Source organism: Frankia sp. CcMO1 (genome assembly GCF_977945845.1).
Genome location: NZ_CDWTMG010000156.1, coordinates 1 through 11,295, shown reverse-complemented (window position 1 = coordinate 11,295; position 11,295 = coordinate 1). Strand labels below are relative to the sequence as shown.

Sequence of the window (11,295 nt, the reverse complement as noted above, 5' to 3'; positions counted from 1 at the left end):
TCAAGGCCACCCGACCAGGCTCAGGCCGGGACGGGGGCGGTCCGGCATGCGTCGATAAAGGTGATCAGTTCATTCACCCGGTCGGACCGGGCGTCGACGGCGCGGTTCACGACCCGGATGAGGTGAGCGTAGGCGTCCGTGTGGTCGTAGTGGGCGACTTCCCTGATCCGCAGTGCCCATCGCCAGTAGCCGCGGATGGTGTCGGCCAGTGGCATCCGGAAGGTCGCAATGACCTCGCGGATTGGCTCCACCACGGCGTCGCCCTCCCGGCGCAGGTACCGCTCGACCACATCCGCCATGAACGCGAAGTGGCGCGACTCGTCGCGGGCGAGTCGGGTGAGGACGTCGGCCAGGACCGGATCGCCGGCCACGGTGCGTAGCTGCTGATAATAGAGCTGCGTCGCCTTCTCCTGCACGAGTGCGTAGGCGAACAACGAGACCGCGTGGTCAAGTGGCAGATCGAATTTCTTGCGGCCCTCGGCCGCCAGTTCCCGACGCAGTTCCTCCGGTTCGGCGATACCGGCGGCGACCTGGTAGCGGAACAGGGCCCGGGCGTGGCTGTCCTCTTCCTGGGCCCACCGTACCGTGAAATGGTAGAGCTCACGGTTATGGATAAAGGTTTCCAGGTCAACGTCGGAGTTGAGCGGGAACGCACGCTCGTAGAGGCCGAAATAGCCGGGGAGATGGTCCTCGATCAGGGTGATGAAGCGGACCGCTGAGCGATGGCCTTCGGTGAGCCGGTCGGCCTCGGCCTCGTCCCACTGGAAGGCCGATTCGACGTCCCACCGGCGGGCGGCGGACCCGGCAGAATGAAACGCGGTGACCGCCGCCGCCAGGTCGGAGGCGGGCAGCAGCGGCAGCACCGGACGGGTAAAAGGGCCGTCGGACCGGGCAGGGCGGCGTTGCCCCGCTTCCGGAGCAGAGGTATATGATATAACGGTGTTCGATACGGTCACGATGATTCTCCTGTTGTCAGACCGCCGCCGTCTCGAGCGCCGCAAGCACGATACGGACGACGTCGTTGATGGAGCTCAGGGTGAAGACGTCCTCGATATCGTACGTGCGCTCTATGCGGGAGATCATGACCAGGACCTTCACCGAGTCCGCGCCTTCGACGGCCCGCAGGTCGAGGTCGGGAGTGAGCGCGTCGGCTGGCATCCCGAGCTCGCGAGCAAGGATGGCGGTGACAGTACTGACAATCTCGGCGCGGGAGGGTGTCATCATGACTCCTTCAGTCATTCGCCGTGTCGGTTGAGGCGCGTGAGAGGGACTATTCAGCCCTGGCCGCCGGCGGCCTGGGCCGCGGTGATGGCTTCCGCGACGCGGTCGAACTCGTCCGGTCGCAGGTCCAGGCGTTGCCGCGCGATGTTCATCGATGTCGGACGGTAGGTCGCGCTCGCCGCAGCCACCAGACTGCCCGCGGCGTCGAGGATCTCGGCCTCGGCACGCACCAGGCCGCCCGCGCCCGTCGGGTTGGAGACCGGCTCAGCCGCGTCGGCCTGTAGGCGGGCGACGCACTGGTAGTCGGTGTTCACCCGCATCGCGGTGACGTACCGCAGCCGCATACCGGTAGTGAAGGAGGTGAGGCCTGTTCGCAGAACGATCAGGTTTCCCATGGTTTCGTCGCAGATGACTCCGATGAGACCGCCGTGCACGACCCCCGGGTACGACTCGTGAGTGCGGTCCAGCCTGAAGCGGGTGGCGATCCCGTCGGGACGGAAGGCGAAGCGGAGGCGCAGGCCGTTTGCATTGTGCGGTGAGCAGCCGAAGCAGCGGTAGCTCTCCAGGACCGCCCAGGGCACCGGCAGGTATTCCTCGTCGGCCGAGAATTGGGAGGGAGCGGTCGGGTGAATGTGCATCGGTTCCTCCGGCAGGGAATCGGTCACGGCGCGCCCCTGCCGACGGCGTCGCACGTGATCCGGGGCGCCGCCGTCGTCGCGCGTCGCCCCCGCATCCGATCGGGTCTGGAACGACGTTCTCAGATTCGACGCATCAGGCCACTATTTCGGCCATCGCGTGGCGGATGCCGGAGTTCCGGCTCAGGTCCCGGCCGACCGCTGTTCCGAGCATGCGCCGGAGCTTGGCCTGGAGCTTTTCCAGCGCATCCGGCGGAGAGAACTGGAGATAGACATCGATCACGTCGTCGACGGTCTCGTGCCCCCGCATCTCCTCGACGCGCTGATGCTTGTAGACACCGACCGGGTGGTTGAGCCGCGGGCTCGTAACGTAGAAATGAATCCTTTCCAGGACTGACCTCAGCTCGTGCGGGTGGAGTTCCAGGCGACGCTTCAAGTAGAAGAGGAACTCGCGGGCGTGCCCTGCTTCGTCGCGGCTCGCGCGGAGAAACAGGTCGGCCAACACGGGCTCCTCCACCCACTCCGACATCGCCCGGTAGACCGTGTTAACGATGATCTCGGAGATCACGTTCGTGGTCAGGGTCGCACTCGGCGTGATACCGGCTTCGTACGGCTCACGCAGAGCCTCGATCTTGTCCTGGTCGACATGGACGCCCACCGCCTTGAGCCAAGCACGGAAGGCGTAGTGATGCTGAAGCTCCTGGTAGGCCCAGATGGCCACGAAGGCCGAGCAGTCGTAGTCGTCGTGGAACTCGCTGAGAAAACCGTGCAGCCCGGGGAGAGACGTCGCCTCGCCCATGACAACGCCCTTGACAAGCGAGATGTAAACGGGATGAACGAGGTCACGCCGGACGTTTTCCAGCCCGAGGTCGGAAACCTTCCACTGGAGGCGCTCGTAGTGCTGGAAAACATCGAAGCTATGGGACTTGTCAGCGGTGGCGGTCGGCATGGATGGACTCCTTCTGAGCTTCCCTCGCAGGCCTTTGCCGCTCTACCATGGGTTGCCTGACAGATCATTACAACCCTGATATCACACGCCAATCGAACCATTCCGATCAGCTATCGCGAAAGCGCTTACCGCCGCCCAGCGTTCACGAGCCCTTCATCGTTCACGAGTCCTTCATCGGACCTGGTAGAACACGGTTGTCACGTACTGGTCGAAATCGTTCACTCGGAGCGTGAGCCGAAGTTGCCATTCACCGGGCAACGGCGCCCGGATCCCGTCGCTCCGCGCATGGCCCGGCGCGGCCAGGCTCAGCGGAACAGCGAAGGGGCCGAGATCGGCGGCCGGCAACGACAACGCCGCACTGGCCTCCACCAGTTTCTGCGGTTTGCCGCTCGGGCCCGTGGCGTGGACGTCCAGGGTCTGGGCGCCCACCCGCGTCGGTGAGACCCGCACCTTCACCGTCATCGGACCCGCGAAGGTGGTGTCGGAGAACGGCGGTGAATAGCTGGTACGTCCCGGTACCATGTTCACCAACCCAGCCGTGATCCCCAGCACGACAGCCCCGGCCACGATTTCCGCCATGACACCCCGCCGCAGCCCGGCAAGCAGAACGGTATCCGGCGAGCGGTCCGGCCGGCCGGCCGGCTGATCTCTGTTCGTTCTGTACTGCCGGCGGACCCACTGCCGCGCCAGAGCGCCGGGAGCGATCATTCCAAGGACCAGCCACACCTTGTACACCAGCAGTCGACCATAGCTGGTATCAATCAGGGCCCGTGGCGGGCCGACCTCACGCCAGCCCTGGAAGACCCCGCTGACCATCACGGCGGCAACGGCCACAACCGCGATCTTCGACCACCGGGGAAGGACCTCCGCCGGCTCGGTGGCCGATGCGCGGCGCACCAGGAAACCGGCAATCATCACCAGACCACCGATCCACACCGACATGGCGATCACATGCACCGTCGTGCTGGTGGTAGCCAGCCAAGCCAGGTCGCCGGCACTGGCATGACCGATCATGGCAAGCGTCACGGCCACCACGACACCGAGACCGGCGAGCTCCCCGTTTCCCCGCAGATCCACCGACCCGGTTCGCAACAGCCGCCGCACGAGAGGCACCATCAAAGCAAGAGCGAGCAGACGGATCAGCAGCAGGTGGCCGAACCGATCCGCCAGGGTGGTCGACAGAACCGACCACTGCCCGAGTCCCCCGAGGCCGAGCCCGGCAGCGTAGGGGCCCTGCAGCAGCAGCTGCGCGAAGGCCGCAAAAACGGATAATCCCCACGCTGCCATCAACAGCCGGCCGCGGCCGGCCGCACGAAGACCTGTCGGCCAGAGCACTATCAGAAAGAAACAGACGCCCAGTAACAGGGCCGTCGCGGCGTATCCGAGAAATCTCGCCACGGCAAAGACGACGCCCACCGTCGAGGAGCCCGATGTGCCGGAGGCCGCCGCGGCGGCGGCCTCCGGCGGCCCGCCCACACCGAAGGCGAGCGCACCGGAAACAGGATGGCTATCCGCCGAGATGACACGCCAGCTCGCCACGTACGTGCCGTTCGGCAGCCCCGGCCGGAGCGCGACCGTCGCCTGCGAGGCCTTGGGACCAGATCCGGCACGATCATCATCGACCCGCCTACCCGCGGAATCGAGCACCCGGATCGAATCGCGCGAGACCCGCACCGACTCGCTGTAGTCAAGGGTTACCCGTGCGGGTGCGACGTCGAGTGCCGCGCCGTCCACGGGGTCGCTACCCGTCAAAAGGGCATGCGCCGACGCCGACGGGACCCCGAGGCCGAGACCGATGGAGGTGGTGGCCATGACCAGGAACGTCACGGCCACCACCAGGATGCGGCGCACGACGGTTAGGCGCGCCGCCGCAAAGAGATCAGCGCGAATCCACCGGCAAGCAACCCGAGTGCGCCAAGGACGAGACCGGCGATCCCCAGGCCACGCGCCGTCCCGTCGGAATCGTCGGAGGCCGATGCGGCTTCGTCCGACCGCACCGTGGCCGCGCCATGCCCACCGGACCCCGGGGAGGATGCTGTCAGCGTGAGGACCGGCGCCGGCTTCTCAGGCTCCTGGGCGCCGGGGGCGACGACATCGACCCACCGCACGACCGAACCATCGGAGTAGGTCTGCAACGCCTTGAACACAATGTGGTCGGTGTTTTCGGGCAGCGGCCCGGCGGAGACGGTGAAGGTGTCGAACTCCCCGGGCTTGATCCCGCCATCCCCCTGCGCCGTCCAGGCAATCCTGGTGACGACCTCCTTGACCTCTCCGTCGTCCGTCATGAGCGGCTTCGGCGGAGCCGCCTTGGTGATCTTGTGTGTCCACCCCGCCTTGGGCTGGACCGACACGGACACGATCGGGGTGTCGGTGGGAAGCTGGACGTCCAACCCGGTCGTGGACGCGGTGTCCTTCTCCGTGGGGACCTTGAACGACAAGGTGGCGTAGCTGCCCGCGGCAGCCGTCGGCGGCTGCACCGTGACATGGGCGGACGCCGGTCCGGCCAGGAGGAACATCGCTGCCGCGGCAGTGCCGGCAAGCATGCCGGCACGCCGAACGTTGCGGTACATAAGATCCCTTCGAACGTCCCACGGCGCGTGGGACCACCTGAAGATGCCTTGCCTTGCTCGCGCCGGGGTCGCTCGTCGGGCAGATGAGCCCGCCAGGAGAACTCGTCTACCAGGCTCGCCGTGACGTCAACGCTCGCCGTGACGTCAACCCCGGAGAAGGGGAAGCGGGTGGTCCCCGACGCCGTGCGCCACGGCCAAGGGGGCGAGCGTGCGGTCTCGGCGCCCGCTTCCGAAGGTTGATCTTCACGGTGGGTGGGACAGGCGGAACGACGGCAACGGTCACCGGATACAGCAACAGGGCCACAACGGTGCGCGGCTTCAGTCCGGCCGCACACCACACAGCCCGCTCGGAGTGACGAAGCATCAATCCCACACAGCCCACGGCAATGCCGTGGGCCGCCGTCATCGGAACATCCAGGCTCGGACCGCTGGCCAGGTGGGTGTGCGGATGCGCAAGTACGAAGGTGACATGGAGGGCGATCTGCGTCACCCCCAGACCCGCGAGCAGCGCAGCGACTCCTCGCTCGCGGTCCGCGAACCCGAACGCCACCCGGGTGAGGAGGAGGACCGCAACCAGCATGATCCCAGCGGCTGGCCGCGGCCCCCGCCAGAGACGTGCGCTGCCCAGGCCAGACACACCGAGGACGAGGCGAACACCACGGCTCGGCCCAACCGGGCCGTTCCCCTGTCCACCTCGCACCCTGTTGCCACAACGAGCAAGCTTGCCATGCCCGCCGCGGTCATGGCCACACCCCCGGAACCGTGCGGCTGGGGTTGATGATCTGGGGCGACGACCTCATTCAACCCGAACCGCCACCAGGCAGCCGCGGGCACCGCGATGATCGCCGTGAACACGATGCCCGAGGCCAGAAAGCCCAGGCCCATCCAGCTGGCCGATGCCGATCCACCGCTACGGAGTCTGCCGCCGTCGGGCACTGCCGCCGTCGGGCACTGAGGAATGACGGGCGGCGGATCCCGGGCAGGAAAGCACCTCCAGCCACTCGAAGGCGCCTTCGAGTACTCCGTCTACCGCAGACGCCTACCGCAGACGTCCGACAGGTGGGTGCTTTCCGTCGTTGGACGGCACCCCACCCTCCGGTCCGCCTCGGCGGCTACGCCGCGGTGAACGGCTGCTGCCCGCCGAACCGCTGCCCGGCCTGTTCCGCCGTGGGCTGTTCCGCCGTGGCCTGCTCCGCCGTGGGCTGCTCCGCCGTGGGCTGCTCAGCCTGGCCCCCGGCGGCCGGCTGCTCGGCCGCGGCTGGCGCTGGGGCCTGCTCGGCTGCAGCCTGCGCCGCTGCGGTGGGTTGCGCTGCTGGACCGGCGCCTGCGCCCGCCGCAACACCCACCAGCTCGCGTATCCTGCTTTCCACGTACCTGTCGCTGTAGTGCGACCTGTCGGCGATGCGCTGAACAAGGTCGTCGACGCTCGAGGCTGCGTCCAGGTCCGACGCGTTTACCTCGGCGAACTGGTCAAGGATCTGGTATCGGATCTGCTGCCAGTTTTGCCGCAGCACGCGCTCCACCTGCTGCGCTTCCTGCTGATGCATTATCATCACTCTACCCCGGTCGGGCATCCGTCCCACGGCTGAGCCTATGACGCGGGCAGAGACTGTCAACCGCAGAAACCACCACCCGTGACCAGGGCCGCGCGGCAGGACGAGCGACGACGAAAGCGCCGGCTGACGGATATTTCTTATCAACGGGGCAGAAAGGAAATATCCTGGCCGTTGAGGTGGGTCCTGGTTGATTCGTGGTCAGGTCGGAGGGTCGAGGGCTTCTCGGACTTTGGCGAGCAGGACCCGTTCGGAGAAGGGCTTTTCGAGCAGGATGACACCGGGATCAAGTTTCCCCTGGGTGGTGAGGACCGGGTGGGCGTAGCCGGACATGTAGAGCACCCGGGTGTCGGGGCGAGTGGAGCGGATCCGGCCGGCGAGTTCCTTGCCCTGCATGCGCGGCATGATGACGTCGGTCAGCAGCAGGTGGACGGGGCCGGGGTGGTCGGCGGCGAGGGGGATGGCCTCGTCGGCGGAGGTAGCGGTGAGGACCTGGTAGCCGTTGCGGGCAAGCAGGCGACGGGTGACCTCGAGGATGGCGGGCTGGTCCTCGACGAGCAGGACGGTCTCGCCCGCGTGTGCCGGAGTGCCGGTCGCGGTGTCCGGCTGACCGGCGGCGGTGGCGGGGAGCAGGCAGCGAATGGTGGTGCCGACCCCGGGTTCGGAGTAGATGTCGGTGTGCCCGCCGGCCTGGCTGATGATCCCGTAGACGGTGGCGAGGCCGAGGCCGGAGCCTTCCCCCTTGGGTTTCCGTGGTGAAGAACGGTTCGAAGACCCGGGCAAGGACCTCCGGGGGCATGCCGGTGCCGCTGTCGGAGACGCGGATCCGTGCATGCGGGCCGGCTTTCACGCCCGGGCGTTCGCTCGCGTAATCCGGATCGATAGTGATGTTGGCGGTGTCGATGGTCAGCACGCCGCCGTCGGGCATGGCGTCGCGGGCGTTGACGGCAAGGTTGGTCAGGACCTGTTCGATCTGGCCGGGGTCAGCCAGGATGGGCCACAGCTCGGGCTGCAGATGGATGTGCAGCCCGATGTGTTCGCCCAAGGTGCGGTGCAGCAGGTTCTCCAGGTCGGTGACGACCTGGTTGAGGCTGAGTACCCGGGGGGCTGCACGGTTTCGCGGCGGCCGAAGGTGAGGAGCTGGTGGGTGAGGACGGTGGCGCGGTCGGCGGCGCGTTGGATCTGTTCGATGTCGCGCAGTACGTCGTTCCACCGTCCGTCCGCGGTCTGAGTGGCGGCGGCCTGGGTGACCTCCTCGGCGACGAACGAGGCGTAGTTGATGATGGCTCCGAGGAGGTTGTTGAAGTCGTGCGCCACCCCGCCGGCGAGCTGGCCGAGGCTTTCCAACCGCTGGGACTGGTGGAGCTGGGCCTCGAAGTTGCGGCGTTGCGCCTCGACGCGCAACCGTTCCCCCTCGGCCTGGGCTTCGAGGCGGTCGGTGACGTCCCGGACCGCCGCGGAGACGAGTATTCCCTCCTCGGTCTCCAGCGGGCTGAGACTGATCTCCACGGGGAACTCGCTGCCGTTGCGGCGGCGGGCAGCGAGCTGGAGGCGGGCACCCATCGGCCGGGGGTGGGGGTCGGCAAAGTAGCGGTCCCGATGATCAGGATGGACGGCGCGGGCACCGACCGGGATGAGGATCTCGACCGGTTGGCCGACCAGTTCGTCGCGGGTGTAGCCGAACAGCCGCTCGGCCTGCGCGTTAACCAGGACGACCCGTCCGTCGGGGCGGACTCCGATGATCGCGTCGGGCGCGGCTTCCAGCAGGCCGCGGGACTTCGCCTCGGCCCGTTTGCGGTCGGTCACGTCACGTACGGCCGCGGAGACGATCGTTCCGTCCTCGGTCTCCAGCGGGCTGAGACTGATCTCGGCGGGGAACTCGCTGCCGTCGCGGCGGCGCCCGGCCAGTTCCATGCCGGCACCCATCGGCCGGGGCCGGGGATCGGCGAAGTAGCGGTCCCGATGATCAGGATGGACGGCGCGGGCACCGACCGGGATGAGGATCTCGACCGGTTGGCCGACCAGCTCGTCGCGAGTGTAGCCGAACAGCCGCTCGGCCTGCGCGTTGACCAGGACGATGGCCCCATCGTCCCGGACGGCGACGATCACGTCCGGCGCCGCCTCCAACAGACCACTGGCCAGGTCTGAGGAACCCTTCACCACATCACCACGATCGGTAATTGATCTGTCTCTTTAAGTGATGCTGCGTGGACCATAGCACAGATGCCGACCCCCCGTGCCGACCCGCCACCGTGGTTCACCGCTTATGCGTGCCTTCTCCCGGAGGACCGACCTGATCGGCTTGGTGGGATTCCGGCGGGTGGTTTTGAGGCGCCGGTGGATCGGGAAGCCATCGGATGGCGTAACACTCGGCCTCGGCGGCGGCACGTTCTCAGCGGCGGCACGTTTGGCGTGAGCATCTTCGACGTCGAGGACGGGGTGGTCGAGGACGGGGTGGTCGAGGTCCGGGCCACGGCCGGGGACAGCACTTGGGCGGCGATGAGGAGTGAGCGCCGATGGCCCGCGACTACTACGAGGTTCTCGGCCTCCGGCGCGACGCAGGCGGCGAGGAGGTGCAGCAGGCCTACCGCCGCCTCGCCCGCCGTTACCACCCCGACGTCAACCGCAGCCCGGAGGCGGAGGAGCGGTTCAAGGAGATCGGTGAGGCGTACCACGTGCTGTCCGACCCGAAGACGCGGGCGCGCTACGACCGGTTCGGCGCGGACTTCCGGCGCCTCCCCGAGGACTACGAGGAGCGGGTGGCCGCCGGCGCGGGCGTCGACGGAGGCTGGCCAGCCGGTGGTCGGGGCCGGGCCCGCGGCGTCGGGGTGGAACCCGGCTTCGGCGGGGATGGCTGGGATGGGGGGGCGGGTTTCGGCACAGCCGGATTCGAGGATCTGTTCGGAACCCTTTTCGGGGCCCGTGGCGCGGCCGGGCCGATCCCGGGCGCCGACCAGGAAGCCGAGCTCAGCCTGACGGTCGAGGAGGCGTACCGGGGTGGTCGCCGCCGGGTCACGCTGACCGGCTCGGACGGGCCGCGTTCTTACCAGGTCAGCATCCCCGCGGGGGTGGTGGCCGGTCAGCGGATCCGGCTGGCCGGGCAGGGCGGCCGTGGCAGCGGTGACGCCCCGCCCGGCGACCTCTACCTGCGGGTACGGATCGCACTGCACCCCCGCTATCGGGTGGGCGGCCGCGATATCCAGCTGAAGCTACCGGTCACCCCGTGGGAGGCGGCGCTGGGCGCGACGGTCTCGACCAGCACTCCCGGCGGCGAGGTCAAGGTCCACGTCCCGGCGGGTTCGTCGAGTGGCCGCCGGCTGCGGCTGCGTGGCGAGGGCCTGCCGAATCCGTCGGGACGGCCGGGCGACCTCTACGCCGAGGTCAGCGTGGCAGTGCCGCCGACGCTGACCGACCGGGAGCGGGCGCTGTTCGGAGAACTGGCGGCCACCTCGACCTTCGACCCGAGAAACTCCGACCCGAGAAACTCCAACCCCAGAAAGTCCGATCCGAGCAAGGGATCCTGGCGATGACCATCCCATCCCCGTCGCAGCAGCGGACGGCGCCGTCGCCGATCACCCGGCCGCGTTACCCGCTGGCACCAGCCCGGAAGCTGACCGTGGAGACGGTCGCCAGCCGCGGCGGGCTGCATCCCGACCTGGTCCGCCGGTTCGTGGCGCTCGGCCTGCTGGAGGCCTCCCGCGACGCCACCGGGACGCTGTGGTTCGCCCCGGACACCCCGGCGACGATCGCGAGGATCCAACGGCTGCGGGCCGGCCTGTGCCTGAACTACGCCGCGATCGGTCTCGTCCTCGACCTGCTCGACCGCATCGACCTGCTGGAAGCCGCGCTGCGCGGTGACCAGGCCGCTCGATCTCCGACAGCCGCAAGGAGCACACCGCCGTGGACATGAACCGGCTGACTCAGAAGTCCCAGAAGGCCTTGGCCGCGGCGCAGGCCAGGGCGACCGCGCTCGGGCACACCGAGGTCGACGGCGAGCATCTGCTCCTCGCCCTGCTGCAGGCCCCGGACGGGCTGATCCCCCGGTTGATCGGGCAGACCGGCGCCGACTCCGCCGCGCTGGCCGCCGCCGTCGAAGCCGACCTGGCCCGGCGGCCGAAGGTCAGCGGGCCGGGCGCCGCCCCCGGGCGGGTGTTCCTCACCCAGCGGCTGTCCCGGCTGCTGGATGCGGCCGAGCGCGAGGCCGGGCGGCTCAGGGACGACTACGTCTCGGTGGAACACCTTCTCCTCGCGCTAGGGCCTGTTTGGGAAGTTTATCGGGGCAGCCATTCGTTGATCGCGGCGATGGTGACTGTTGCTTCGTAGCGGACGGCTAGTTTGTCGTAGCGGGTCGCGACCGCCCGGTGGCG

General features: G+C 68.3%; 11 protein-coding genes and 3 pseudogenes. 4 read left to right on the top strand and 10 right to left on the bottom strand.

What is annotated here, in order from left to right:
• Positions 1 to 20: 20 nt before the first annotated feature.
• The 6 genes from AC08OU_RS17075 to AC08OU_RS17050 form a co-directional block, all read right to left on the bottom strand.
• Entirely contained in the window at positions 21 to 956 is a 936-nt protein-coding gene (locus AC08OU_RS17075) for an acyl-ACP desaturase (RefSeq protein WP_476605308.1), read from the bottom strand.
• Between the two features lie 16 nt (positions 957 to 972).
• A complete protein-coding gene (locus tag AC08OU_RS17070) occupies positions 973 to 1,221 on the bottom strand; it encodes an acyl carrier protein (RefSeq protein ID WP_476605309.1) in 249 nt (82 codons plus the stop codon).
• A 53-nt stretch (positions 1,222 to 1,274) separates the two neighbouring features.
• Positions 1,275 to 1,886 carry a PaaI family thioesterase gene (locus tag AC08OU_RS17065; RefSeq protein ID WP_476605307.1) on the bottom strand — a complete coding sequence of 204 codons (612 nt, stop codon included), beginning with the start codon at positions 1,884 to 1,886 and terminating at the stop codon, positions 1,275 to 1,277.
• A gap of 106 nt (positions 1,887 to 1,992) precedes the next feature.
• Positions 1,993 to 2,805 (bottom strand): ferritin-like domain-containing protein, encoded by an 813-nt coding sequence (locus AC08OU_RS17060; protein ID WP_476601318.1) that lies wholly within the window; start codon positions 2,803 to 2,805, stop codon positions 1,993 to 1,995.
• Positions 2,806 to 2,976: 171 nt separating this feature from the next.
• A complete protein-coding gene (locus AC08OU_RS17055) occupies positions 2,977 to 4,617 on the bottom strand; it encodes a copper resistance CopC/CopD family protein (RefSeq protein ID WP_476605306.1) in 1,641 nt (546 codons plus the stop codon).
• A gap of 44 nt (positions 4,618 to 4,661) precedes the next feature.
• Entirely contained in the window at positions 4,662 to 5,375 is a 714-nt protein-coding gene (locus tag AC08OU_RS17050) for a YcnI family copper-binding membrane protein (RefSeq protein ID WP_476601316.1), read from the bottom strand.
• A gap of 448 nt (positions 5,376 to 5,823) precedes the next feature.
• Between AC08OU_RS17050 and AC08OU_RS17045 the strand changes: the two genes are divergently transcribed.
• Positions 5,824 to 6,153, top strand: coding sequence for a hypothetical protein (locus AC08OU_RS17045; RefSeq protein ID WP_476601315.1), 330 nt, complete (start codon positions 5,824 to 5,826; stop codon positions 6,151 to 6,153).
• A gap of 544 nt (positions 6,154 to 6,697) precedes the next feature.
• Here the strand turns inward: AC08OU_RS17045 and AC08OU_RS17040 are convergent.
• From AC08OU_RS17040 to AC08OU_RS17025, 4 genes and pseudogenes are all read right to left on the bottom strand, one after another.
• Positions 6,698 to 6,922, bottom strand: a pseudogene (locus tag AC08OU_RS17040) (hypothetical protein); the annotation flags it as partial.
• Positions 6,923 to 7,129: 207 nt separating this feature from the next.
• On the bottom strand, positions 7,130 to 7,711 hold the full coding sequence (locus AC08OU_RS17035) for a response regulator (RefSeq protein WP_476601314.1): 582 nt from the start codon (positions 7,709 to 7,711) through the stop codon (positions 7,130 to 7,132).
• Positions 7,712 to 7,754: 43 nt separating this feature from the next.
• A pseudogene (locus tag AC08OU_RS17030) lies at positions 7,755 to 7,856 on the bottom strand (hypothetical protein); the annotation flags it as partial.
• Between the two features lie 29 nt (positions 7,857 to 7,885).
• Positions 7,886 to 9,088, bottom strand: coding sequence for a PAS domain-containing protein (locus AC08OU_RS17025; protein ID WP_476605305.1), 1,203 nt, complete (start codon positions 9,086 to 9,088; stop codon positions 7,886 to 7,888).
• 356 nt (positions 9,089 to 9,444) lie between these two features.
• Here AC08OU_RS17025 and AC08OU_RS17020 point away from each other — a divergent pair, with 356 nt between their 5' ends.
• The 3 genes and pseudogenes from AC08OU_RS17020 to AC08OU_RS17010 all read left to right on the top strand — a co-directional run.
• Positions 9,445 to 10,458, top strand: coding sequence for a DnaJ C-terminal domain-containing protein (locus AC08OU_RS17020; protein WP_476601313.1), 1,014 nt, complete (start codon positions 9,445 to 9,447; stop codon positions 10,456 to 10,458).
• Positions 10,455 to 10,838 (top strand): chaperone modulator CbpM, encoded by a 384-nt coding sequence (locus tag AC08OU_RS17015; protein WP_462189091.1) that lies wholly within the window; start codon positions 10,455 to 10,457, stop codon positions 10,836 to 10,838. The genes AC08OU_RS17020 and AC08OU_RS17015 overlap by 4 nt, the downstream gene beginning before the upstream one ends.
• Positions 10,829 to 11,182, top strand: a pseudogene (locus AC08OU_RS17010) (Clp protease N-terminal domain-containing protein); the annotation flags it as partial. The gene AC08OU_RS17015 and the pseudogene AC08OU_RS17010, both read left to right, overlap by 10 nt.
• Positions 11,183 to 11,295: the final 113 nt, after the last annotated feature.

What these genes read in the sequence shown, in the direction of transcription:
- AC08OU_RS17070 (WP_476605309.1), bottom strand. Translation starts at nt 1,221, where the DNA reads ATGACACCCTCCCGCGCCGAGATTGTCAGTACTGTCACCGCCATCCTT.
- AC08OU_RS17055 (WP_476605306.1), bottom strand. Translation starts at nt 4,617, where the DNA reads ATGGCCACCACCTCCATCGGTCTCGGCCTCGGGGTCCCGTCGGCGTCG.
- AC08OU_RS17050 (WP_476601316.1), bottom strand. Translation starts at nt 5,375, where the DNA reads ATGTACCGCAACGTTCGGCGTGCCGGCATGCTTGCCGGCACTGCCGCG.
- AC08OU_RS17015 (WP_462189091.1), top strand. Translation starts at nt 10,455, where the DNA reads ATGACCATCCCATCCCCGTCGCAGCAGCGGACGGCGCCGTCGCCGATC.
- AC08OU_RS17020 (WP_476601313.1), top strand. Translation starts at nt 9,445, where the DNA reads ATGGCCCGCGACTACTACGAGGTTCTCGGCCTCCGGCGCGACGCAGGC.
- AC08OU_RS17060 (WP_476601318.1), bottom strand. Translation starts at nt 2,805, where the DNA reads ATGCCGACCGCCACCGCTGACAAGTCCCATAGCTTCGATGTTTTCCAG.
- AC08OU_RS17045 (WP_476601315.1), top strand. Translation starts at nt 5,824, where the DNA reads ATGCGCAAGTACGAAGGTGACATGGAGGGCGATCTGCGTCACCCCCAG.